Source organism: Kitasatospora sp. NPDC059160, assembly GCF_042755465.1.
Classification (GTDB): Bacteria; Actinomycetota; Actinomycetes; order Streptomycetales; family Streptomycetaceae; genus Kitasatospora.
Map to the genome: position 1 here is coordinate 1 of NZ_JBHZCN010000069.1, position 24,167 is coordinate 24,167.

Annotated in this window: 18 protein-coding genes; 10 read left to right on the top strand and 8 right to left on the bottom strand. The window is 73.5% G+C overall.

What is annotated here, in order from left to right:
• Nucleotides 1-90: 90 nt before the first annotated feature.
• The 4 genes from ACFXOZ_RS26820 to ACFXOZ_RS26835 form a co-directional block, all read right to left on the bottom strand.
• Nucleotides 91-1,587 carry a SufS family cysteine desulfurase gene (locus ACFXOZ_RS26820; RefSeq protein WP_380522929.1) on the bottom strand — a complete coding sequence of 499 codons (1,497 nt, stop codon included), beginning with the start codon at nt 1,585-1,587 and terminating at the stop codon, nt 91-93.
• Nucleotides 1,574-2,989 (bottom strand): family 2B encapsulin nanocompartment shell protein, encoded by a 1,416-nt coding sequence (locus ACFXOZ_RS26825; RefSeq protein ID WP_380522930.1) that lies wholly within the window; start codon nt 2,987-2,989, stop codon nt 1,574-1,576. Before ACFXOZ_RS26825 ends, ACFXOZ_RS26820 begins: the two co-directional genes overlap by 14 nt.
• A 297-nt stretch (nt 2,990-3,286) precedes the next feature.
• Complete coding sequence (locus ACFXOZ_RS26830) at nt 3,287-3,808, bottom strand: signal peptide protein (RefSeq protein ID WP_380593054.1); 522 nt, start codon at nt 3,806-3,808, stop codon at nt 3,287-3,289.
• Nucleotides 3,809-3,967: 159 nt separating this feature from the next.
• A complete protein-coding gene (locus tag ACFXOZ_RS26835) occupies nt 3,968-5,869 on the bottom strand; it encodes a glycoside hydrolase family 5 protein (RefSeq protein ID WP_380593055.1) in 1,902 nt (633 codons plus the stop codon).
• A 332-nt stretch (nt 5,870-6,201) separates the two neighbouring features.
• Here ACFXOZ_RS26835 and ACFXOZ_RS26840 point away from each other — a divergent pair, with 332 nt between their 5' ends.
• From ACFXOZ_RS26840 to ACFXOZ_RS26850, 3 genes are all read left to right on the top strand, one after another.
• Nucleotides 6,202-6,357 (top strand): DUF6131 family protein, encoded by a 156-nt coding sequence (locus ACFXOZ_RS26840; protein WP_380522933.1) that lies wholly within the window; start codon nt 6,202-6,204, stop codon nt 6,355-6,357.
• Nucleotides 6,358-6,593: 236 nt separating this feature from the next.
• The gene (locus ACFXOZ_RS26845; RefSeq protein ID WP_380593056.1) at nt 6,594-8,012 is read left to right on the top strand and encodes an APC family permease; all 1,419 of its coding nucleotides are present in this window, start codon (nt 6,594-6,596) and stop codon (nt 8,010-8,012) included.
• A gap of 92 nt (nt 8,013-8,104) precedes the next feature.
• The gene (locus ACFXOZ_RS26850) at nt 8,105-9,742 is read left to right on the top strand and encodes an amidohydrolase (protein ID WP_380522935.1); all 1,638 of its coding nucleotides are present in this window, start codon (nt 8,105-8,107) and stop codon (nt 9,740-9,742) included.
• A gap of 41 nt (nt 9,743-9,783) precedes the next feature.
• Here the strand turns inward: ACFXOZ_RS26850 and ACFXOZ_RS26855 are convergent, their stop codons facing one another.
• Nucleotides 9,784-10,413: a TetR family transcriptional regulator gene (locus ACFXOZ_RS26855; protein WP_380522936.1), complete on the bottom strand. Its 630-nt coding sequence runs from the start codon at nt 10,411-10,413 to the stop codon at nt 9,784-9,786.
• Nucleotides 10,414-10,479: 66 nt separating this feature from the next.
• Between ACFXOZ_RS26855 and ACFXOZ_RS26860 the strand changes: the two genes are divergently transcribed.
• The gene (locus ACFXOZ_RS26860; protein ID WP_380593057.1) at nt 10,480-11,943 is read left to right on the top strand and encodes an FAD-dependent monooxygenase; all 1,464 of its coding nucleotides are present in this window, start codon (nt 10,480-10,482) and stop codon (nt 11,941-11,943) included.
• Between the two features lie 60 nt (nt 11,944-12,003).
• On the opposite strand, the gene ACFXOZ_RS26865 is transcribed toward ACFXOZ_RS26860, so the two are convergent.
• Nucleotides 12,004-12,705 (bottom strand): TetR/AcrR family transcriptional regulator, encoded by a 702-nt coding sequence (locus ACFXOZ_RS26865; protein WP_380593058.1) that lies wholly within the window; start codon nt 12,703-12,705, stop codon nt 12,004-12,006.
• 467 nt (nt 12,706-13,172) lie between these two features.
• Here ACFXOZ_RS26865 and ACFXOZ_RS26870 point away from each other — a divergent pair, with 467 nt between their 5' ends.
• On the top strand, nt 13,173-15,950 hold the full coding sequence (locus ACFXOZ_RS26870; protein WP_380522940.1) for an SdrD B-like domain-containing protein: 2,778 nt from the start codon (nt 13,173-13,175) through the stop codon (nt 15,948-15,950).
• Nucleotides 15,951-16,120: 170 nt separating this feature from the next.
• Nucleotides 16,121-16,915: a hypothetical protein gene (locus ACFXOZ_RS26875; RefSeq protein WP_380593059.1), complete on the top strand. Its 795-nt coding sequence runs from the start codon at nt 16,121-16,123 to the stop codon at nt 16,913-16,915.
• Between the two features lie 16 nt (nt 16,916-16,931).
• On the opposite strand, the gene ACFXOZ_RS26880 is transcribed toward ACFXOZ_RS26875, so the two are convergent.
• Complete coding sequence (locus ACFXOZ_RS26880; RefSeq protein WP_380593060.1) at nt 16,932-18,608, bottom strand: FAD-binding dehydrogenase; 1,677 nt, start codon at nt 18,606-18,608, stop codon at nt 16,932-16,934.
• Nucleotides 18,609-18,723: 115 nt separating this feature from the next.
• Between ACFXOZ_RS26880 and ACFXOZ_RS26885 the strand changes: the two genes are divergently transcribed.
• Nucleotides 18,724-19,989: a helix-turn-helix domain-containing protein gene (locus tag ACFXOZ_RS26885; protein WP_380593061.1), complete on the top strand. Its 1,266-nt coding sequence runs from the start codon at nt 18,724-18,726 to the stop codon at nt 19,987-19,989.
• Nucleotides 19,990-19,993: 4 nt separating this feature from the next.
• Here the strand turns inward: ACFXOZ_RS26885 and ACFXOZ_RS26890 are convergent, their stop codons facing one another.
• Nucleotides 19,994-20,167, bottom strand: a complete 174-nt coding sequence (locus ACFXOZ_RS26890; RefSeq protein ID WP_380522944.1) for a hypothetical protein — start codon at nt 20,165-20,167, stop codon at nt 19,994-19,996.
• 68 nt (nt 20,168-20,235) lie between these two features.
• Between ACFXOZ_RS26890 and ACFXOZ_RS26895 the strand changes: the two genes are divergently transcribed.
• The 3 genes from ACFXOZ_RS26895 to ACFXOZ_RS26905 all read left to right on the top strand — a co-directional run bounded on the left by ACFXOZ_RS26895 (nt 20,236) and on the right by ACFXOZ_RS26905 (nt 24,112).
• Complete coding sequence (locus ACFXOZ_RS26895) at nt 20,236-21,675, top strand: hypothetical protein (protein WP_380593062.1); 1,440 nt, start codon at nt 20,236-20,238, stop codon at nt 21,673-21,675.
• A gap of 85 nt (nt 21,676-21,760) precedes the next feature.
• Nucleotides 21,761-22,963 carry a glycosyltransferase gene (locus ACFXOZ_RS26900; RefSeq protein WP_380593063.1) on the top strand — a complete coding sequence of 401 codons (1,203 nt, stop codon included), beginning with the start codon at nt 21,761-21,763 and terminating at the stop codon, nt 22,961-22,963.
• Between the two features lie 627 nt (nt 22,964-23,590).
• Nucleotides 23,591-24,112: an SUKH-4 family immunity protein gene (locus tag ACFXOZ_RS26905; protein WP_380593064.1), complete on the top strand. Its 522-nt coding sequence runs from the start codon at nt 23,591-23,593 to the stop codon at nt 24,110-24,112.
• Nucleotides 24,113-24,167 lie beyond the last annotated feature (55 nt).

Here is a 24,167-nt window from a genome sequence, read left to right on the forward strand (position 1 = left end):
GCGCGGGGGGGGCGCCGGGGGCGGGGTATCGGGTTGGGGCCGGGACCGTTCCGGGGGCGGGGGTGGTCGGGGCGCCCGCCCCCGGTCGGGTCAGGCTCCGGCCGCCGCGGACTCCGCCTGGACGCCCTGGAGCGCGGCGACCAGGGCGTCGACGTCCTGCACGGTGTTGTACAGGGCCAGCGAGGCCCGGGCCGCGCTCTGCAACCCGTAGGCGGCGAGGGCGGGTTGGGCGCAGTGGTGGCCGGCCCGGATGGCGATGCCCTGCTGGTCGAGGGCCCCGGCGAGGGCGATCGGGTCCGTCCCGGCGAGCAGGAAGGTGAGCACCCCGATCTTGCCCGGGGCCTCGCCGATCAGCCGCAGCCCGGGCACCGTGCGCAGCGCCGCGGTGGCGTACGCGGTGAGCTGCTCCTCGTGCGCGGTGGCGGCCGCGCGGTCCAGTCCGGCGACGTACCGCAGGGCGGCCCGCAGCCCGGCGACCCCGCCGATGTGGCCGGTGCCGGCCTCCAGGCGGTGCGGGACGGGGGCGTAGCTGGTCTCCTCGAAGCTCACCGAGTCGATCATGTTGCCGCCGCCCTGCCACGGGGGCATGGCCTCCAGCAGTTCCCGCTTCCCGTAGAGCGCGCCGATCCCGGTCGGGGCGAAGATCTTGTGCCCCGAGAAGGCGTAGAAGTCGGCGTCCAGCGCGGTGACGTCCACCGGGAAGTGGGCCACCGCCTGGGCGCCGTCGATCAGCACCTTGGCGCCGTAGCGGTGGGCCAGCGCCGTCATCTCGGCCACCGGCGGCACCGTCCCCAGCACGTTGGAGGCGTGGGTGAGGGCCACCAGCTTGGTCCGGAAGCCGAGCAGGTCCCGGTAGGCGTCCTGGTCCAGCCGCCCGTCCGGCAGCAGCGGGATCGGGACGACCCGGGCCCGGCGCTCCTTGGCGATCAGCTGCCAGGGCACCAGGTTGGAGTGGTGCTCGGCGGCGGAGACCAGGATCTCGTCGCCGACGCCGAGGTTGGCCCGGCCCCAGGTCTGGGCCACCAGGTTGACGGCCTCGGTGGTGCCCCGGACGAAGACGATCTCGTCCGGGTCCGGGGCGCCGAGCAGCTTGGCGGCCTCGGCGCGGCCCTCCTCGTAGATCTGGGTGGCCTGCTTGGCGAGGGTGTGCGCCCCGCGGTGGACGTTGGAGGTGCCCGCCGAGTAGTGCTCGCCGACCGCCTCGACCACCTGGCGGGGCTTGAGGGTGGTGGCGCCGTTGTCCAGCCAGACCAGCGGGCGGCCGTGCACCTCGCGGTGCAGCTGGGGGAAGTCGCGGCGGACGGCCTCGACGTCGAAGCCCGCGGCGGGGGCGGTGGGCGGTGACGTCCGGTCGGCCCGGGTGGGAAGCCAGTAGCGCGGGCCGCCGGCGGCGTGGGCGAGGGCCTCGGGGAGCGGGAACGGGGGCGCGGCGGCGGGGGAGGCGGTCAGTCCGCCCGGCGCGGCGGGTGCGGCCTGGGCTCCCGGTGCGGCCGGGGCCCCCGGCGCGGTCCGGGCTCCCGGAACGGCCGGTGCGCCCGGGGCCGCGTTGACGCCGGTGCCGCGCCCGAATCCGTCAGGAGTAGTCATGGTAGTTGGACACCTCGACGTTCTGCAGCACGGCGACGGCGTCGTCCACCAGCGCGGCGGTCGAGAAGTAGCTGGTCACCAGGTAGGAGGTGATGGCCTGCCGGTCGACGCCCATCGCGCGCACCGCCAGCCCGGGCTCGACCTCGTCCGGGACCTTGGCCGGCCGCAGGCCCACCACGCCCTGGCGCTCCTCGCCGACCCGCATCAGCAGGATGTTGGTGGTGCCGGGCGCCGAGTTGGCCGAGCCCTTGAGGTCCAGCTTGTCGGAGGGCAGCAGCGGCACGCCGCGCCAGGTCAGGAACGGGCTGCCGAACAGCTCGACGATCTGCGGCGGCACCCCGCGCCGGGTGCACTCGCGGCCGAACGCGGCGATCGCCCGCGGGTGGGCCAGGAAGAAGGCGGGCTGCTTCCAGACCCGGGCGAGCAGCTCGTCCAGGTCGTCCGGGGTGGGCGCGCCGCCGCGGGTGCGCACCCGCTGGGTGGGCACCACGTTGTTGAGCAGGCCGTACTCGGGGTGGTTGAGCATCTCCCACTCCTGGCGCTCGCGCAACGCCTCGACGGTCAGCCGGAGTTGGGCCTGGACCTGGTCCATGTCGGAGTTGTAGATGTCCGCGACGCGGGTGTGCACCTTGAGCACGGTCTGGGCGATGCTCAGCTCGTACTCGCGCGGGGCCTCGTCGTAGTCGACGAAGGTCTCCGGCAGGTACGGCTCGCCGGAGTGGCCCGAGCTGAGGTCGATCGGGTGCTCGGCGTCGACCTGGCCCCGGGCGGCCGCGAACTCGTCCAGCTGGGCGCGCAACGAGGGCTCCCGGGCGGCGAGTTCGGTGAGCAGGCGGCGGTCCAGGGTGAGCACGGTACAGGAGCTGACGGCCTTCACCCGGTACGGCATCGCGGTGCCGGCCGCCCAGGCGGCGGCGTCGAAGAAGTCGCCGTCGCCGAGCATGCCCAGCAGGGCGTCCTGGCCGTACTCGCCGGTGGCGCGCTTCTCGGCCCGCCCGGAGGAGATGATGTGCAGCTGCTCGGCCGGGGCGTCGGCGTCGACGATCAGCTCGCCGGGCGCGACCTCGCGCTCGGTGAACCCGGCGGCCAGGGCGGTGAGCACCGGGCCGTCGACCTGGCTGAGGAAGGCCAGTTCGCGCAGGTCCTCGGGGATGACCCGGGCGGCGCCGGAGCCGTCGACGTACGTGCCGACCAGGCCGTCGCCGAGGATGAAGCCCCGGCGGCGGTTGACCCGGAAGACGCCTGCCTCCAGGTCGACCCAGGGCAGCACCCGCAGCAGGTAGCGCGGGGTGATCCCGAGCATCTGCGGCACGGTCTTGGTGGTGGTGGCGAGGTTGCGGGCGGCGGAGGTACTCAGGCTCTGCTGGCTGGGCTGGTTCTGCGGAACGGCCTCGGTGGTCACGGCTGGTCCCCTCTGCGGCAGGTGTGGGAGGACGGGGTCCGACCGGTGCCGGACCGCCTCGCCGATTCTTGCCGCTGCAACGGAGTGCCGTGGGCACGTTTGAGGGCACCGGATAGCGGACACGCCGCTGCACGAATGAGCGACTCATGGCCGCCAAACTCACTCGATCGAGTGAGTTTCCTATAACGGGCACCGATGCTTCCCCAAGCACGGCTTGGAAGCACGGGGGGCGGTCGGAGGCGCACAGCCGGGGCACCCCGGACCGGCCCGATCCGGAGCGACCCTCGGGGGGACAGCTCAGGCGTAGACCGCGATCCGCGGCTCGACGGTGCCCGGGGCGGGCGCGTGCAGGACGGTGAGCCGGTAGCTCTCGGTGAGGGTGTGGCCGGAGTGTAGGACGATCTTCGCCGGGACCAGCGCGGTGTACAGCGTGCCGGTCTGGCTGGCCAGCGGCACGGTGCGCCAGCTGCCGTCCGTCCCGCGCATCTCCAGCCGGACGTCGGAGGGGCTGAGGAACGGGCCCCGCTGGGGTGACTCGACCAGGATCTGCGGGGCGACCGTCTGATCCTTCGGGGTGTCGTTGCGGTAGCGGAAGGTGATCCGGTGCGGTGCCCGGTCGGTCGGCAGCGCGGAGTCCGGCAGGTCCACGAAGCGCACCGGCACGGCAGCGGCCGGACCGGATGCCGCTACCGTGGCCGCCGGGGGCGCGGAGGGCCCGGAGGCCGCCCGCGCGGGCGCCGTGAGCGCCGTGGCGGGCAGGACGGCGAGGGCGGCGGCGGTCAGCACCAGAGCCCGACGGGGGATCGTCCTGGACGGCATGGCGCCTCCTTCGGTCGAGGGGCGGCTGGGGGCCGCTCGCCCGGCGGACGGTGTCCGCGGGGCCACGGACGGTCGCCGGCCGGGCGTTTCGTACTCCACCACCTTGCACGTGCCCGGCGGATGGCGCATCCGCCGGGCACGTGCCCCCCGCCGCGGTGGTCAGCGCAGCGGGCGGCAGAGCAGCGCGTCCGGGACGCCGTACTGGAGCCCGCGCCAGGTGTCGGCGACACCGGCGACGTACTCGCCGTCGGCGCACTGGCCCTTGTAGGAGCCGGGCGCCCAGTCACCGGCGAGCGAGCCGCCGTTCGCCGGCCGGTTGTCGCCGCGGTCGAACCAGACCGTGCGACCGGTGCTCGGCAGCGCGGTGGCGGCCGGGGCGCAGAGCAGTGCGGACATCGCGTTGTCGTGGACGCCGTAGCCCACGGCGAAGGTGTTGTCCGGGCACTGGAGCTTGTCGTAGCCGGAGGCCCAGTCGCCGCCGGTGACGTAGCGCTGGTCGGTGACGGTCACCCAGTCCCCGGTGCCGAGCGGCGGCTGCCCCGCGTCGGTGCACAGGCCCCGGCTGCTGCCGCGGCCGAGGCCGGCCAGCCGCTGGCCGTCGGGGCAGTCGCCCTTGCGGTTGCCGGGGCTCCAGTCGGGCCGGGCCAGCATCCGGGCCGAGACGTTCTGGTCACCGTGGTCGAGGTCGAGCATGTTCCAGCGGGCGACCGGGGCGACCGGCCCGGTGTACGAGGGGGCGTTCACCAGCTTGTTCCAGTCCGCGGCCCGCCAGTCGCCCGGGTCGTTCAGGCCGAGCTGCCGGCCGCCGGTGTCGTAGGAGAGCAGTGCCCAGCTGTCGTTCGGGACGCCGTCGTGCTGCCAGCCGACCAGCGGCCAGACCGCGAAGTCGGTGTCGTTGGCGGCCAGCACGTCGGTGAAGCGGTCGAACCAGGCCTGTTCCTTGGCGTCGGTGGAGCCGCGCCCGCCGGCGCCGAACTCGCTGACCCAGACCGGGGCGGTGAAGTGCTGGCCGTCCTGGGTGACGAACAGCGCCTCCTGGTTCACCACCTGGGCGAGCTGCTCGGGGGTGAAGTCCTCGTAGCGCGGGTCGGAGGTCGAGCCCGGGCCGCTGCCCGCGCCGGTGTTGGCCGGGCCGGTGTAGGCGTAGAAGTGCGCCGCGTAGACCAGCTTGTCGGACCGGATCAGGGTGTTGGACAGGTTCGCCACCGGGGTGAGCATCGGCCGGCCGTGGGAGAACCCGGCGGCGGGGATGCCGTACCAGTTGATGCCCTCCATGACGACCAGCAGGTCAGGGTCGGCCTGGAGGATCCGGTTGCCCGCCTCCTCGAAGGCCGCGTACTCGTCGTGGGCGTCGCCCAGGCCCCAGTTGGGGTCGTCCCAGGTGTCGCGGCGCACCTCGTTGCGCAGGTCCGCGCCGACCACCCGCTTGTCGGCCTTGTAGCGGTTCGCCATGAACACCCAGTCGTCCTCCCACTGCTGGGTGCTCTGACCGCTGTTCCAGCGCTCGTTGCCGTCCAGGCCGCAGCAGAAGCGGTAGCTGGTGGTGTGGTTGTTGAGGACGACGGCGAACCCGTCGGCGGTCAGTGCGGCCACCACGGCGTCGTAGACCTGCAGCGGGGTGCTGCCCCGGAGCTGCGGGTTGGCCGCGACGGCGGCGTCCGGGACGGCGGCGGTGTCGTGGATCATCGCGTTGGCGAACGGCAGCCGGACGGCGTTCAGGCCCAGGCCGTGGAAGCCCGCCAGGATCCGGTCGATCGGGGCCCGGTCCAGCCCGAGCGGGATGTTGTACGAGACCTGGCCGGCCTGGTTGTCCGCGGGGTCCGTGGTCGAGCCGCTGCCCTCCCAAGTCCCCTGTGCTCCGGCCCAGTTGCCGGCCTTGAGCTTGAACCGGTCGCCGTTGGCGTCGACCACGTACCGCCCCCGGGTGCTGAGCGGGCCGGTCCAGGAGGCGGTCGGGGCGGCGGGGGCGGCCGCCTGTGCGGGTGGGGCGGCGTTGAGGAGTGCGGCCAGCAGGCCGGCCACCGCGAGCGCGGCGGTGCGGGCCTTTCGAGGGGGTGTCACGGATGCTCCGGTGAGGGTGACGGGGGCAGGGCTTGTTGACGGTACGTCAAGACCACCGTCCGGGACGAGGCCCGTGGGCCGGTCGCAGGGGGATCGGTCGCAGCGTGGAGCGGGCGCAGGGTGGAGCGGGGTGCGACCACGCACCGTGCGCCGGTCGACCCGGTCGATCTCGTCGCCCCGGCCCACCCGGCCAACCCGGCCCGTGGGCGTCCGGCGGTGGTCGCCGAGGAAATTCCGGGATTCCTGAATCGAAACCCGAGAACGGGGAAGGCGCAGCATGCCTCCGCACCAGCGGAGGAACCCACCGGGAGGGCGAAAGAACGGAGCTCGTCGTGATCGTCCTCGGAGTCATCCTCCTCGTCATCGGATTCGTCAGCGGCATCTCCATCCTGTGGACCGTCGGCGTCATCCTGCTCCTCATCGGCCTCGTCCTGCTGGTCATGGGCACGGTCGGTCGCGAGGTCGGCGGCCGCCGCCACTACTGGTAGGCACCCACCGTTCCCGGCCCGACTCCGTTCGAGGAGTCGGGCCCGAGCGCTTATGACAACAGCATTGACGTGAAACGACACCGCCGGTTTCATGGCTCGCACTTCCCCCACCCCCGGGCGCCCCCCGAACATCCGCGCCCGCCCCCACCCCCCACGAGCAAGGCGGTGATCCGTTGGCATCGACGCTGAGGGACGACACGGGCAGCGGCCCGAGAACCGGCGCGCAGCACGGCGCCATGCACAGGTCCATCGGCCTGCTGGACGGCGCGGCCATCGCCGCCTCCAGCACGGCCGCCACCAGCAGCATCGGGATCGGCCTCGGCCTGATGGCGGGCGTCGTCGGCCTCCACCTGCCCGCGATCATGCTGCTGGCCTTCCTCCCCGTACTCGCCATCGCGGGCGGCTACGGACGCCTGAACGCCGTCGAACCCGACGCCGGCAGCAGCTACCGCTGGGTCGGCCGCACGCTCAGCCCCTGGCTGGGCTTCCTCACCGGCTGGGTGAACACCGTCGGCACCGTGGTCTTCATGGCCTACACCACCACCGTCACCGGCTCGGCCGTCATCCAGCTCCTCGACCAGGCCCACCTGCGCAGCATCGCCGGGCTGCGCCTGGACGCCGACTCCACCGTCCAGTGCACCCTGCTCGGCCTGGCCGTCCTGATCGGCGCCGCCCTGGTCGCCGTCCGCGGCCTCGACCTCGCCGCCCGACTCCAGAAGGCCCTGCTGGTCTTCGAGTACGCCGTGCTGCTCGGCTTCTGCGGCTACGGCCTGTTCGCCGGCGACCAGCCCTTCTCGCTCCACTGGTTCAACCCCTTCGACCTGCCCTCCTTCGGCGCCCTGGCCCAGGGCATGGTGCTCGCGGTGTTCTGCTACTGGGGGTTCGAGTCGGTGTTCAGCGTCGGCGAGGAGGTCCGCGACCCGCGGGACGCCTCGCGCGGCGGCTTCCTGGCCCTGGTGGTCATGATGCTGCTCTTCCTGCTCGCCGGGACGGCCTTCCAACGGGTGCTCCCGCTCGGCGAGTTGGCCGACAACGGCGCCCACGGACTCACCTACTTCGGCGCCGCCCTCGCCCACCAGCCGCTTGCCGCACTGCCGTTGATCGCGCTCACCTTCTCCGCGGTGGCCTCGCTCCAGGCCTCGGTGATCCCGACCGCGCGCGGGATGTACGCGATGGGGCGCGACGGCGTGCTCGGCCCGGTCTGGACCAGGCTGCACCCCCGGCACGCCACCCCCGCCGTCGGCACCCTGCTGGTCACCGGCTTCGCCGCGCTGCTCGCCCTCGCCTCGATCGCCATTCCGACCGTCAACGACCTGATCTCGGCCGCCGTCAACGCGATCGGCATCATCGTCGCCCTCTACTACGCACTCACCGCCATCGCCTCCGCCGTCCGTTTCCGCGGCCTGCTGCGCACCGACCCGGTGCAGGGCCTGCGCGCGGTGGTCGGCCCGCTGCTCGGCGCGGCGACACTGCTCGCCGTCGGCGGCTACCTGGCCTGGACCTTCTACGACTCCACCGACCACTTCGAACTCGCCGCCGACAACGGGTGGTTCGAACTGACCGTGGTGGCGCTGATGATCGTCACCGGCCTCCCCTCGGCGGCCTGGGCCCGCTGGCGGCGCCGCTCGCCGTACTTCCTCGACCCGACCGCCTGACCCGACGGCCCGATCCGACCGTCCGACCCGACCACCTGATCCGACCGCCCGACCCGACCGCCCTGCCGCACCAGCGTGAAGGAGCACCACCCATGACCGAGGCCGACCTCGTCCTCACCCACGGCCCCGTCCACACCGGCGACGCCGCCCGCACCCGGGCGAGCAGCCTGGCCGTGACCGGAGGGCGGATCACCGCCGTCGGCCACGACGAGGTCCACCAACTGATCGGGCCGCGCACCGAGGTCGTGGACCTCACCGGCAGGCTGCTGCTGCCCGGCTTCCAGGACGCCCACGTCCACGCGGTCTACGGCGGCGTCGAGTTGGCCGCCTGCGACCTCACCGGCACGGTCGGCGTGGCCGAGTACCTGGACCGGATCCGCGCCTACGCCGGGGCCAACCCCGACCAGGAGTGGATCACCGGCAGCGGCTGGTCCCTGGAGAGCTTCGAAGGCGGCCTGCCCACCCGGCAGTTGCTCGACTCCGCCGTCCCCGACCGCCCGGTCTACCTGACCAACCGGGACCACCACGGCGCCTGGGCCAACACCCGGGCCCTGGAGCTGGCCGGCCTCACCCGGGACACCCCCGACCCGGCCGACGGCCGGATCGAACGCGAACCCGACGGCACCCCGGCGGGCACCCTCCAGGAGGGCGCCACCACGCTGGTCGCCCGCCTGGTGCCGCCGGCCACCGCCGCCCAGCGGCTGGCCGGCCTGCTCCGGGCCCAGCGCCTGCTGCACTCGCTCGGCATCACCGGCTGGCAGGACGCCCTGCTCGGCGAGTTCAACGGCCAGCCGGACCCGTCCGACGCCTACCTCGCCGCCGCCCGCTCCGGCGAACTGACCGCCCGGGTCACCGGCGCGCTCTGGTGGGACCGCGCCCGCGGCGCCGAACAGATCCCCGAACTCGTCCGGCGCCGCGCCGAGTTGAGCCACGGCCGGTTCCGGGCCGGCTCGGTGAAGATCATGCAGGACGGCATCGCGGAGAACTTCACCGCCGCGATGACCAGCCCCTACCTGGACGGCTGCGGCTGCGCCACCGCCAACTCCGGCCTCAGCTTCGTCGATCCGGCCGCGCTGTGCGGATACGTCACCGAACTCGACGCGCTCGGCTTCCAGGTGCACTTCCACGCCCTCGGCGACCGGGCCGTCCGCGAGGCGCTGGACGCCGTCGAGGCCGCCCGGGCGAAGAACGGCCGACGCGACACCCGGCACCACCTCGCCCACCTCCAGGTGGTCCACCCGGACGACCTGCCCCGCTTCGCCCGGCTCGGCGCCGTCGCCAACATCCAGCCGCTGTGGGCCGCGCACGAACCGCAGATGGACGAACTCACCATCCCCTTCCTCGGCCCCGAACGCGCCGCCCGGCAGTACCCGTTCGGCGGGCTCCAGCGGGCGGGCGCCACCCTCGCGGCGGGCAGCGACTGGCCGGTGAGCAGCCCCGACCCGCTGGCGGGCCTGCACGTCGCCGTCCACCGGATGGAGCCCGGCGCCACCCACGGCCGGGTCTTCCTGCCCGAGCAGCGCCTCGACCTCGCCTCCGCCCTCGCCGCCTACACCGCCGGATCCGCCCACGTGAACGGCCACGACGACGCCGGCACCCTCGCCGTCGGGCACCTCGCCGACCTGGTCGTGCTCGACCGCGACATCCTCACCGGCCCTCCGGAGGAGATCGCCGAGGCCCGGGTGCTGCGCACCTACGTGGGGGGTGAACTCGTCCACGCGGCCGAGTGAGCGCGGGCGGCCGCCCGCTCAGGCCGGGTCGACGCCCCGACCTAACAAAGCACTACTAGCCCGCCGCTCAGCAGGTCGAAGGCGAGCTCCGCCGCCCGGACCGCCGCCGGGTAGTGGTCGTCGGCGGAGGTGCCGGCGGCCAGGTGCTCCTGGTTCACGGTGGCGAGCTCCCGCTGCACCACGATCACCTGGGCGGCCACCAGGCGGGCGGCGAGCGGGTCGACGCCCGCCTCCCGCAGGGCCGCGCCCAGGGCTTCGGCGCCGCGTCCCGAGTAGCGCGCCAGCCGTGCGGCCAGGCTCTCGGTGTCGCTGATCAGGTGGAGGAAGGCCATCACCTCGGGGTCGTCGCACAGGCCGGTGTTCGGATCGCGCCGGGCCAGGGCGTCGAGGTGGGCGGCGCGCAGCGCCTCCAGCGGGGGGAGGCCGTCCGGGCGGGCGCGGACGGTGCGGGCCGCCTCGTCCTCGTGGTCGGCGAAGCGCTGGAGGACGAGGTCCTCCTTCGTGGGGAAGTAGGCGAAGAGGGTGCGCCGGGAGACGTCCGCCGCCTCGGCGATCTCGGTGATCGACACCTGGTCGAAGCCCTTGTCGAGGAAGAGCCGGATCGCCGTCGCGCCGATCGTCTCCCGGGTGCGTTCCTTCTTGCGTTCCCGCAGGCCCATCTGCTGATTCATGCACTCAGTCTACCTCGTGGTAGACTGAGTGCAGAATTGCACCTGGTTCTTCTTGCGGAGGTTGCTGTGCAGACCGAAGTCATCGTCGTGGGGGCGGGCCCGACCGGGCTGATGCTGGCGAACGAGCTGACGCTGGCCGGGATCCCGGTCGTCGTCACGGAGAAGCTGCTCACCCGGAGCACCCAGTCCCGGGCCGGCAGCCTCCAGCCGCGCACCGCCGAAGTGCTGGACCTGCGGGGGCTGCTGGAGCCGCTGCTCGCGGAGCTGCCGCCCCGGAAGAGCTCGGGCGGGCACTTCGCCACCCTGCCGGTGGAGCTGGACTGCACGCCGTGGCGCACCCGCTACCCGCACCCGGTCGCCGTCCCGCAGGCCGCGCTGGAGGCCCTCCTCGAAGGGCTCCTCGCCGAGCGGGGCGTACCCGTGCTGCGCGGCCGCGAGGTGACGGCGATCGCCCAGGACGCGGACGGCGTGACCGTCGGGTGGCGGGCCGAGGACGGCGGCAGCGGCGAGCTCCGGGGCCGCTACCTCGTCGCCTGCGACGGCGGGCACAGCTCCGTCCGCCGACTGCTGGGCGTGGACTTCCCCGGCCGGGAGCGGCGGATGTCCGCCGTGGCCGCGGACCTCACGCTCGCCGCGCACTCGGCGGAAGTCCGCACCGAGCCCGGGCACTTCAGCGCGTTCGCGAAGTCGGCCAACGGCTTCCACTCGATCCTGCACCCCATCGGCCCGGACCTGTACCGGATGCTGTTCGGCAAGCTCTCCGGCGACGGCCCGGACCACGCGTCACCGGTCTCCGCGGACGAGGTCCAGGAGGCCCTGCACGCCGTCTACGGGCCCGGGACGCAGCTCGGCGAACTGCGCGCGGCCTCCCGGTTCGGCGATGCCGTGCGCCAGGTCGAGCGCTACCGCGAGGGCCGGGTGTTCTTCGCCGGGGACGCGGCGCACATCCACATGCCGATCGGCGGACAGGGCGTCAACCTGGGCGTCCAGGACGCCGTCAACCTGGGCTGGAAGCTCGCCGGCACGATCAACGGCTGGGCCCCCGCCGGGCTGCTCGACAGCTACCACGAGGAGCGGCACCCGGTCGCCGCACGGGTGCTGCGCCACACCCGGGCACAGAACGTGATCATGAACCCGGGGCGGGACGAGGAGCTCGCCACGGTCCGCGAGTTCGTCACCGAGCTGCTGCGGCTGCCCGACGCCCACCGGTACGTCTCGGGCATGATGTCCGGCCTGGACCTCCAGTACCCGGGGGTCGGCCCCCGGCTGATCGACCTGGTGCTGACCACCGAGGCCGGGCCGGTGCGGGCGAGCTCCCTGATGGGCTCCGGCCGCGGCCTGCTGCTGTCCCTGGACGGCACCCGGCGGTCGGTCGGCGACCGGGCCGACCGGGTCGAGCACGTCCTGGCGAAGACCGACGAGGACGTCGACGGGGCCGGGGCCCTCCTGATCCGCCCCGACGGCTACCTCGCCTGGACCGACCGGGACGGCACGCCGCTGGACACGGCCCTCGCCCGCTGGTTCGGCTGACCGGCACCGGCCGGGCGCTTTGACGGTGCCCGCCGGGCCGGCCGTCGGCCTCGTGCTCCCTCAGCCGGCCGCCAGCCGGGCCGCCGCGGCGTCGAGCAGCAGGTCGAGGGCGTACGGGTAGCCGCTGCGGCGCATGTCGGTGGAGAGCAGGTGGGCGGTGGCGGCGATGTGGGGGTGGGTGGCGGCGTCGAGGCGGGCGTAGGAGGCCTGCCAGACCTGGAGGTCGGCCGTGGCCGCGGCGGCGGGGAGGGCGAGGGCGGCGGCGTCCAGGGCGGCGAAGCCGAGGCTCTGGTCGACGAAGGCGTGGTAGATCGCGACGGCCTCCGGGTCGGGGAAGCCGGCGGTGCGCAGCACGCCGAGGATCGTCTCGACGGCGGCCGTCTCGTGGCCGCGTCCGGTGGTGCGGTGGGCGGCGAGCAGGGCGGCCTGGGGGTGGGCGAGGTAGGCGGTGTGGATCCGCAGGCCGATGGCGCGCAGGTCGGTGCGCCAGTCTCCGGTGGGGCGCCAGCCGGCCTGGGCGCGGCCGATGAGTTCGTCGGCGATGGCCAGCAGCAGGTCGTCGGTGCTGTGGAAGTAGCGGTAGACGGCGCTGGGGTCGGCGCCGAGCGCGGTGCCGAGCCGGCGGACGGTGAGCGCCTCGGCGCCGTGCTGCCCGACCAGCCGCAGCGCGGTGTCGATGATCAGCTCCCGGGAGAGTACGACGCCCTGCTTGGTGGGTCGCCGTCGACGGCGCTGGGGCTCGGGGACCACGCGTTCGCTCATGCCCCGCAGGTTATGTCAGCGGTGTTGACGCAGGACAGGGGTGGACGGTGCCGTTCGCGGCCGGACCGTGGGGGAGGTCGAGCGCGGGCAAACGTTGCTCCTGGGACTGGTGGGTTGGAATGAATCGTGGACAGTTCTGTGCGGGCCGTGCCGAATTCCCGGGGCATTCGTAGTGCCGTTCGAGGTTCGGTCACCCTCCGTGGTCGAGCGGCTTTGTCGACATGGCGCTCATTCCGTGTCGAGAGCTTGTCCGGGTCCGGATTCCCGCTGGTGGGAGAGGGTGAGACATGACGAGCCGTCAGGGGAGTCGTGGTGGATACGTCTGACAGGTCATCAAAGTTCCACGATCGACCACCCGGTTGGGTGAATTCCCTTTAAGCTCACGTTAACCACGGCGGATTCAGGCCACGCTGTGGGCTCCCTCATGAAGTCGGGCCATTTGGGCTCTTTGGACGATGAGAGCAGGGATGAACACAACGAATGAACTGATGAACGGCGCCGCGCGCGGCCCGGACCGGTCACGGCCGGGCCGCTCCGGACGCCGCGTCGTGGGCCGGATCGCGGCGCTCGCCGTCGTCGTCGGCAGCAGCTCGCTGGCGGCGGTCCCGGCGGCGGTCTCGCAGACCGGCGACGGGACGGTCACGGTCCGGGTGATCCGGGCCGTGGACGACTCCGGCACCTGGACGCCAGCGCTGGAGCCGAACATGGCGGGCGTCAAGGTGACGCTCACCGACGACGCCGGGGTATCGATCGACGGCACCACGGCGGCGGACGGCACGGTCACCCTGGCGCCCGCGACCAGCAAGGCCACCGGCGGCAAGTACCGCGTCCAGGTGGTGAATCCGAAGCCGGGCGTGCTGTTCCCGGCCTTCGCCTCCCGCCAGGGCCTGGACGGCGCGCCCAACCAGCTCAGCTCCAACGAGGAGTTCGTCGACCTCAGCGGGGGCAAGAGCGTCTCCTACACCACCGGGCTGTGGAACCCGGCGGACTACTGCCAGAAGAACGCGCCGCTGGTGACCGCCTGCCAGACGCCCACCTACCAGGGCAAGTCCCAGCGCACCCTGGTCTCCTTCCCGTACGACTCGCGCGGTCAGGAGGGCCCGGGCAAGGACGTCGTCGCGACGAACGTCGCCACCGACGCCGACACCGGGACGATCTTCGGCATCGCCTGGAACAAGGCCGACAAGCGGGTGTTCTCCGCGGCGACGGCCAAGCGCACCACCGACTACGGCCCCGCCGGCTCCGGCGGGATCTACGTCACCGACATGAGCGACCCCGCCAAGCCGGGGAGGACCAGCGTCTTCACCACCGTCCCGAACGCGGGTGGCACCGCGCACGGGGCCGGGACGGACGACGCCTTCCTCGACGTCCCCGGGAAGGAGAGCCTGGGCGGCATCAAGATCACCGACGACGGCAAGGACCTGTTCGTCGTCAACCTGAACGACCGCAAGCTCTACCGCTACGACGCCACCGCGCCGACGGCCTCGGCGCCGAAGGCCGCCTACCCGATCCCGGACCCGGGCTGCCCGTCGGCTGCGGACTGGCGCCCCTACGGTCTGGGGCTGCAGGACGGCACCGGCTTCCTCGGCGGGGTCTGCTCCGGCGAGTCCACCGGCAAGCTCACGGACGTGCGCGCCCTGGTGCTGCCGTTCGACCTGGGCACCGGGGCGTTCGGCAAGCCGGTGCTCGACCAGCCGATGGACTACCCGCGGCAGTCCACGGTCGGCAGCGGCCCGTGCGACGGCGCCGGCTGGTTCGCCTGGACCAGCACCTTCCCGGCCTCGCAGAACGGCAAGGTCTGCGGCAACAGCACCATCGCGTTCCCCGAGCCCGAGCTCGGCGAGATCCTGTTCGAGACCGACGGCTCGATGCTGCTGGCCTTCAAGGACCGCTTCGCCGACCGCGGACCGGGCGCCCCGGCGCCCAACTCGGCCACCGTGATGTCCGGCGGCGACCTGAACAAGGCCTGCCCGTCGAACGGCACGTACGTGATGGACGTCAACCTCGGCTGCGGCAAGACCGTCCGCGGTGCCCGGTTCTTCTCCACCGGCTGGGACGCGGTCGGCCACCACAACACGGTGTTCGCCGGCATCGCGCTCTCGAAGGTCGAGAGCACCGTGGCGGGCTCCGCCTTCGACCCGGACCACACCGCGGTCGGCTACGGCACCTCCTTCATGGAGCGCGCGGACGGCAGCCACGACCCGAAGTTCGGCCTGCGGCTGACCCCGGCGGGGACCGGCTCCCCGTTCGGCAAGGGCGCGGCCATGGGTGACCTGGAAGTGCTCTGCGACCAAGCGCCGCTGCAGATCGGCAACCGGGTCTGGTACGACCCCGAGCGCAAGGGCATCCAGAACCCGGGCCAGACCCCGGTCAAGGGCGCCACCGTCAACCTCTACGACGAGTCGGGGAAGGTCCTCGGCACCACGAAGACCACGGCGCGCGGCGAGTACTACTTCGACAACAGCAACGTCCCCGGAGGCCTCAAGCCCCACACCAAGTACACCATCCGGATCGACAACCCCGCCGACTACGCCAAGGGCGGCCCGCTGTACCACTGGGTGCCCACCGACCACGACGTCGGCGACAACCACTTCATCGACTCGAAGGGCATCGTCCCCGCCGGCGCCAAGTTCCCCGAACGGGCGCTGACCACCGGCGGACCGGGCGAGAACGACCACACCTTCGACTTCGGCTACCGCCAGCAGGAGGGCGCGCTCAAGCTGGTCAAGAACGACCAGGACGGCAAGCCGCTCGCCGGCGCCAAGTTCCAGCTCTGGCACGAGACCAACGGCACCGACGGCCTCCAGGCCACCGGGGCCAAGCCGGACACGCCCGTCGGTGACCCGTGCACCACCGGCAAGGACGGCATCTGCCAGGGCACCGGCGTGCCCGGGACGTACTACTGGCAGGAGTTGAGCCCGCCCGACGGCTACTCGGCGCCCGACAACACGGTCTTCGGACCGCTGGTGCTCACCGCCGACAACCTGGAGGACGGGGTCGGCGTCACGGCCGTCAACAAGCTGATCCCCACCCCGACGCCCACCGCCTCGTCGACGCCGACCCCGACGCCGACGACGACCCCGCCGAGCACGCCGCTCCCACCGGCGCCCGCTCCCGGCGGCGAACTCCCGCACACCGGAGCCAGCAGCGGCATGCCGCTGATCGCGGCCGGCGGCGCGGTGCTGATCGCCCTCGGCGCGGGACTGTTCCTGGTGGTGCGCCGACGCCGGGGCCAGCACCAGTAGTCCTGCTGTCGGCCACCCACCCCGGCCTGACGGGGTGAGGCCCGGACCGGGCGGGTACGCGGACCGAGAGGATCGCGGACCCGCCCGGTTCCCGTACCCGGCCGGCTTGCCTTCTCACCCGCCGGCTTCCTGCCGTCCGCCCGCAACGACCGATCGGAGCACACCCCCGCATGGCCCGGAAGACGAAGGCCCCCGTCGTCGAACCGCCCCGGCGCCGCCGCCCCCGCTGGTTGACGGCGCTGGTCGCGTGCGCGGTGTGCGCCGCCGTCGCGGGCGGCGTCGCCGCGTACCGGACGACCTCCGACCAGGCCTCGGAACGGCCGGTCAGCAGCGACGAGGCCGCCCGGCTGGCACTGTCCCGGCTGAACCTCTACCAGGCCAGCCCCGTCAACGTGGTGCTCACCGCGGACGAGGGCGGGGGAGTGCGGATCCGGGTCGAGGGGGTCGTCGACTACCGCACCCACCGGGGCGCCGGCCGCTACACGTCCACCGGAGCGGGCGGACCGCTCGACCACGGGCTGGTGGTCTGGGACACCGGCGGCCTCGGCCTCGCCCCCGAACCGGCAGGCGACCAGAGCCCGCCCTGGCAGCAGGCCGAACACGTCCCCCGTTCCGGCTGGTCGCCGCGCTCGTACACCGCCGACCCGCTGGACGCCGGCCTCCAACTGCTCACCCAGCTCGGCGCCGACCGCCCCGACAACCCGGTGCTGCTCTCCCAGTCCGGCGCCCGCTGGCTCGGCGAGGACCGGATCGACGGCCGCAGCTACGACCGCTTCTCCGGCCCGCGCGCCCAGGGCGCCGCACCGGACGGCAACCGCTCGCCGCTCACCTACTGGGTGGACGGCGACGGCTCGCTGCGCCGGGTCACCATGCGGATGGCGGGCCTGGGCACGCCGGCCACCGTGGAGTTCGCCGGCCGCAACGCCGACGCCAAGCTCCCCGAGGCGCCCTGGCTGACCAGCTGACGACGTAACAAGTGCGCTAGCCGATACGGGAGATGGCGAGGCCGGCCGCCCGCCCCGAGAAGATGCACCCGCCGAGGAAGGTGCCCTCCAGGGCGTTGTACCCGTGCACGCCCCCGCCGCCGAAGCCGGCCACCTCCCCGGCGGCGTACAGACCGGGGACGGGTGCCCCGTCGGCGCCGACCACCCGCGATTCCAGGTCGGTCTGCAGGCCGCCGAGGGTCTTGCGGGACAGGATGTTGAGCCGTACGCCGATCAGCGGGCCGTGCGCCGGGTCGAGGATCCGGTGCGGCCTGGCGACCCGGGCGATCCGGTCGGTCAGCGACCGGCGGGCATTGCGGATCGCCATCACCTGCACGTCCTTGCTGAAATCGTTGCCCAACTCCCTGTCCCTCGCGACGATCTGACGCTCGATCATGGCGGCGTCGAGCTTCGGGCCGCGGGCGATCCCGTTCATCGCCGCGACCAGCTCGGGCAGGGTCCGGGCGACGACGAAGTCCTCGCCGTGCTGCTTGAACCGCTCCACCGGGCCCGGAGCGCCCTTCGCCAACCGGCTCCGCAGCGCGAACCCCAGGTCGCGGCCGGTCAGATCGGGGTTCTGCTCCGAGCCGGAGAGCGCGAACTCCTTCTCGATGATCGACTGGGTCAGGACGAACCAGGAGTAGTCGTGGCCGGTGGCCAGGATCTGCTTCATCGCGCCGATAGAGTCGGCCCCCGGCACGCCGGACATCCCGGTCAGCCGGCGCCCCTCGGCGTCGAACCACATCGAGGACGGGCCGGGCAGGATCCGGATGGCGTGGTCCGGCCAGACCGGGTCCCAGTTGTGCACGCCCTCGGTGTACGCCCACATCCGGTCGCGGTTGACCACCCGGCCGCCCGCCCGCTCGGTGATGGCCAGCATCCGCCCGTCGACGTGGGCGGGCACGCCGGAGATCAGGTGCTCGGGCGCCGGACCGACCCGCTCGGTCGGCCAGTTGGCGCGCATCAGCGCATGGTTGTGCCCGATGCCGCCGGAGGTCACCACGACCGCCGCCGCCCGCTCCTCGAACGGGCCGGTCACCTCCCGCGAGGACTTGACCCCGCGCGCCGAGTCGTCCGGCGCCAGCACCGAGCCCCGGACGCCGACCACCGCGCCGCCCCCGCCCTCCTCCGTCAGCAGCTCGTCCACCTGGTGCCGGAAGGCGAACCGCACCAGCCCGGCGCGCTCCGCCCGCAGCACCGGGCGCAGGAAGGCCTCCACCACACCGGGCCCGGTACCCCAGGTGATGTGGAAGCGCGGCACCGAGTTGCCGTGGCCGGTGGCCGAACCGGCACCCCGCTCCGCCCACCCCACCAGCGGCACCACCCGGTGGCCCAGCTCCCGCAGGTAGCCGCGCTTGCCGCCCGCCGCCCACGCCAGGTACGCCTCGGCCCACCGCCGGCCCCAGACGTCCTCGTCGTCCGGGCGGTCGAAGCCCGCCGAACCGAGCCAGTCCTGCCGGGCCAGCTCCAGGGAGTCCTTGATCCCGGCCCGCCGCTGCTCCGGACTGTCGACGAAGAAGAGCCCACCGAGCGACCAGAACGCCTGGCCGCCGAGGTTGCGCCGGTTCTCCTGCTCGACGACCAGCACCCGCCGACCGGCCTTGGCCAGCTCGTGCGTCGCCACCAGTCCGGCCAGGCCGGCCCCGACCACGATCACCTCAGGCTGGAACGGCATGCAGCTCTCCCTCGGGGGAATCCGCCGTCGCCCGGGCGCGACGGCCGTACGGTCCCCATGGCCGTACGGTCCCCATGCTCGGGCGGGCCGCGGGGGCGGGCGCTAGGTTTGTCAGATGGTGATGAAGAAGACTGTGCCACCGGAGCACGGCACCCGGGTAGGGGGCGCGTCGTCGGCCGCCCGGTCCGCCGCCGACCGCTCCGCCGCCGTGGCGCGGATCCTGGCGGACGAGCCGGGCATGGTCGAGGCCGCCCTGGCCGCCGTCACCCGGGAGATCCCCGCCTACGCCAACCTCGACGCCCGCCAGCTCGAAGAGGTCCGCTCCCTGATCGTCTGGACCCTCCGCCGGGTGCTCGAACTGTGGTCGGTGGACGGCGCCCTGGACGCCGGCGACCTCCGGATGTTCCGCGGCGTCGGCGCCGTCCGGGCCCGGGACGCCCGCCCGCTGGCGGCCGTACTGCGCGCCTACCGGGTGGCCGCGCTGGCCTTCTTCGACCGGATCGGCGAACGCTTCCCCGACACCGTCCCGTCGCGCGACCTCAGCGCGCTGGCCCGGGTCTGGCTGACGGTGCTCGACCAGTCCTCGGAGGCGGTCTTCGACGGCTACGAGTCCACCGGCCGCATCCTCAGCGAGGACCGCGAACGCGCACTCCGCGGCCTCCTCGCGGACCTGCTGCTCGGCCGGCAGAGCCACGCCGGCACCCTGCGCGCGCGGTTGCGCGAACTCGACGCCGAACTGCCCTCCACCTTCGACCTGTTGGTGGTCTCCCCGGCCGCCGGTGCCGCCGGTTCCGCCGACGACGCGGCACGGGCGGCCGCACTGGCGGCCACGGCCCTCGACGCCCGAACCGCAGCCGACCGGGCCGGCGACCTCGAACTCACCTCGCTGCACACCGTCATGGACGGCGTCGGGGTCGCCCTGCTCAAGGCCGTCGACCCGGCGGCACTGGACCGCCTGACCGGCGCGCACGCCCTCACCGGCGCCCGGCTCACCGGCGTCACCGCCGCCACCGCCCCACGCGACTACCGCCTGGCCCTCCACGGCCTCCGGCACGCCCCACCACCGGCGCGGACCGAGCGCCGGGTGCTCGACCGCGGCGACCTGGAGGTGGTGGCCCTGGTCACCGGACACCCGGACGCCGCCCCCGCCCGGGTCACCGAGGCCGTACTCGGCCACCTCGCCCAGGACGACGACACCCGCCGGACCCTCGACGCGGTCATCTACGCCGACGGCGCCGCCGGCGCGGCCGCCCGCCTCCACCTCCACCCCCAAACCGTCCGCTACCGCCTCCGCCGCCTCGCCACCACCACCGGCCGCGACCCCCGCACCCCGTGGAACCGCTTCGTCTTCCAGACGGCCCTCCTCACAGCCACCCCCTGACACCTCACCCGTAGGGCCGCGGCCCGGCCGTCACCAGCCGGAAGGGGTCGTCCTCGGCGAGGCAGCGGGACACCAGCCAGGCCGCTCCGAGCACCAGTCCCCGCACCCGCCCCTCGTCCACCACGATCTCCCGCACCGTCCCCCGCCCCTGCAACTGTCCCTCCGTCTGCCCCGACACCCCGCCGCACCATCCCAGCACACCCCCACCGGCGCGGGGGTGTCAGTGGCGGTTCGTAGGTTGCCCTCGTGAACATCGATGATCTTCTCTGGCAAAAGCGACGCCACGGCGGCGTCTACCCGCGGATGGTGCGCAGTCTCCTCGACCTGGGGCGGCTGGACCTGGTGATCCGGGCGGCGCAGGAACGCGGCGACTGGAACTGCGCGGAGGCGGCGGCGCGGGAGCTCTGCGCGGCCGGGGAGTTCGACCGGGCGCTGGCACTGATGGACCCGTTCACCGACATCGGCTGGCGGGCCGCCGAGTGGCTCACCGCGGAGCTGATGATCCGGCGCGGCGAGGGCGACGAGGCGCTCGCGATGGTGCGCCCGGACGCGGCCGAACAGGGCGACGGCCACGTGAGCGCACGCTACGCGGAACTGCTGGTGCGGGCCGGGCGGGCGGACGAGGCCGTCGACCTGCTGGTACCGCACCTCGGGGAGCACTGGCTCCGGTCGCACCTGGTCGAGGTGACCGAGGGCCAGGGCCGTGACGACCGGGTCCTGGACGTCCTCACGCAAGCTGCGGCGCGCATGGAGGGCACGGAGGGCGTGCCGTGCGCGAGCTGCGGTCAGTCGTGCGGGGCGGACCGGAGCGAGCGGTGGCACGTGCTGCTCCTGATCTCTCGGGTCCTGGAACGCGCTGGGCGCACGGACGAGGCCGTCGAGGTCCTGCGCACCGAGATCGCCTCGGGCCGCCGTCACCCCGTCAACTTTCCGCAGTACTACGCGGAGCTCCTCGCCCGGCAGGGCCTGATCGAAGAGTTGGCGGCGCTCGCCGTCAGCGAGCGCTACTCCGCCTTCGCCGTGTACGCGAAGGCACTGGAGGACGCCGGGCGGGCCGGCGAGGCCGAGAGCCTGCTGCGCGAGGCGATCGAGGCCCACGACCACCCGAACGACCGTGCGGCGCTGATGCGCCTCCTCGTCGGGCAGGGGAGGGTCGACGAAGCCGTGGAGACCGGCCGGCCCACGTACGACTACTACGACTGCGGGAACCTCCTCCACTGGGCGCTGGAACTGCTCGTCGACGACAGCCGCCCCGACCGGGCGCTCGAACTGCTGGAGGGGCTCACCGGTGCGTATGCCGAGGGGCATCCGGAGAGCATCCTCCAGCTGCGGTTCTGGCTGTTGGGCGAGGCGGGCCGCTGTGCCGAGGGTCTCACGGAGGCCACCGCCCTCAACGAGCGGGAGCCCGGGGAGTGGGACACCGTGGTGGCGCGGCTGCTGGAGCGGGACGGCCGCCCGGAGGAGGCCCTCGCGCTGCTCCGGGCGGCCGCCCAGCAGGGGGTCGACTTCGACCTGACCGAGACGCTGATCAGACTGGGCCGCCCGGAGGAGGCCCTCGCCGCCGTCCCGACGATCGCGGAGGCACGCGCGGCCGCCGAACGGCGGGAGCGTGAACTGACCGAGCAGGGGGAGCAGGACGACCCTTGGGCCGGTGTCGGCGCAACCGCGCAGGCACCCCCGTTCTGATCCCTCGACCGGCCGGTGTCCGCGAGTCAGGAGCAACGGCAGCGCGTGGGCACGGAGTTGCGGCGGGAGGCGGCAGAATCGTGCCATGCGCATTCTGATCGTCACAGCCGGTTCACGCGGAGACGTCGCGCCCTACACCGGGCTGGGGCGGCAACTGCTGGAGGCGGGCCACCAGGTCGCCGTGGCCGCCCACGCGTCCTTCGCCGGGCTCCTCGCCGACTGCGGGCTCGAACACCGGCCCGTGCCGGGAGACCCGCACGAGCTGGTCCGGGAGTTCTCCCGGGCGGCGCTGCGGGCCTACACGGACGGGCTGGCCGACGGGGTCGCGGAGGCGGCGGCGGGCGGGGCCGACGTGGTGCTCACCGCCTTCGGCCCGGCACCGCTGAGCCGGGCGGCGGGCGAGGCGCTCGGTGTCCCCGTCGTCGGCACCTACCTCGCCCCGTCGTTCGCCACCCGGGAGTTCGCGCTGCCCAACGCCCGGAACGCGGACGACCTGGGGCCGGAGGGCAACCTCGCGGCGGGCCGGGACGTCCTGAGGCGCGCGGAAGGGCTCTTCGTGGACGCCGTCACCAGGCTGCGTGCCCGGCTCGGACTGCCCGCCGACCCGCCCACGGCCGAAACCCGTCCGGTCTTCCACGGCTACAGTCCGCTGGTGCTGCCGCGCCCCGCCGACTGGCCGTCCCGGGCCCGGGTGGCGGGCTACTGGTGGCCCGCGCGGCCGGCCGGCTGGCAGCCCCCGGCCGACCTGCTCGACTTCCTCCGGGCCGGCCCGCCCCCGGTGTTCATCGGGTTCGGCAGCATGGCGGTCGGGGAGGGGGAGCGGCTCAGCGGGCTGGTCGCCACGGCGGTCGAGCGGGCGGGCGTACGGGCGGTGGTGCAGGCGGGCTGGGCCGGGCTGAACGGCTGCGGCGACGACGTCCTGACCGTCGGTGACGTCCCGCACGACTGGCTGTTCCCCCGCACCGCCGCCGTCGTCCACCACGCCGGAGCGGGCACCACGGCGGCCGCCCTACGGGCCGGGGTGCCCGCCGTCGCCGTGCCCGTCATGGCCGACCAGCCGTTCTGGGCGGCCCGGCTGCACACCCTGGGCGTCGCCCCCCGCCCCGTCCCGTTCCAGGACCTCACCGCCGAAGCCCTCGCCGACGCGATCACCACCTGCCTGACCGACCCGACCCACCACCACCGCGCCACCCACCTCGCCCGCGGACTCGCCACCAAGGACGGCGCCGCCCCCCTGCTCGCCCACCTCGCCTCACCGCCCGACAATCCGAGCGCGCAGCCGCGGTAGCGCCGGCCTGACCAAGGCTCACCGAGAGCGGACACGGCGCCCGTTTCAATGGCCTTGCCGTCCTGACGCCGACCCGCGATTCTGGGCCGGTGCCAGGACAGGCGAAGAGGAAACGGCGGCAGGAGGCCGAGAGGCAGCGCCTTGCCGCTCGCACTGCGCCGGACGCCGGGCGGTGGGACGTGGTCCTCGAAACGTTGGACGAGGCGGAGCTGCGCGCACACCTGCGCCGTCTTCGGGAAGCGGGAGTCGACGGATCGATGGTCCGGATCGACACGCTGTGCGGCCGTCTGGTGCAGCCGACCACCTACCGGCTGAGCCGGTTCGTGACGGACCCCGCACGCGAGGCCGGCCACGAGCACTCCGAGCACTGATTTCTCCAGCAGGGCAATCCGCCATCTGCTGCGGCGCCTGGGCGTTGTCGTCCCGATCCCGCGGCCGTGACCGCCACGACCGAGCGCCCAACCGTCGCCGATAGGGACTCTCGACGGCCGGCCACCCTCTCCTGACTGCGCTGATCCGCTGGCGCCGTGAGCCCGTCAGGTGATCACGGAAGGCGGGTTAGGCTGTGCCGCTGCCCCTCCTGCGGCAATGCTCTTGACACAAAAGGGACGGCCGAGTTTGGGCTCCATGCGTGATCGGGCGCGCGAGATCCTCGCCCGCCCGCAGGCGGAACTCGTGGTCCCCACGGATCGGACGGCGGTCGAGGATCCGCTGGCCCTGAACCGGTGGCTCGTTCCGGCCCGCGACCGTGCGGCTCTGGAACGGTGGGGGTTGCCGCTGATCGAGCGGTACGGCCTTGTCTCGAACATCCACGCGGGTGAGCGTCCGGACGAACTGGAGGACGGGCGCGGCTACTACGGGCTTGGTATCTGGCTCGACCTGGAACTGGCGGCGGCTGTCCCGTCGGGTCAGGTCTGGGGAATCCCGCTGACCCAGTGGCGCCAGAGCGATGTGTTCGTCAACTCGTCGATCAGCGGCCTCATCGACTCGGCATGGCGCTGGTACTGGATCTCGGGAATCATCAATTCCGCGGACAGTATCGACCGGTACGCGTGCCTGAGGGACTTGTTCGAATTCATCGTCAAACACGACGCCGATGTCGCCGCCCAGCGGCACTCCCTCTGGCGGGAGGTTCTCCTCGGCGGCTGAGGATCTTCGTCGGGGACCGGGCCCGGGCGGCGTCGGGTGGGGTGGCGTGAGAGGC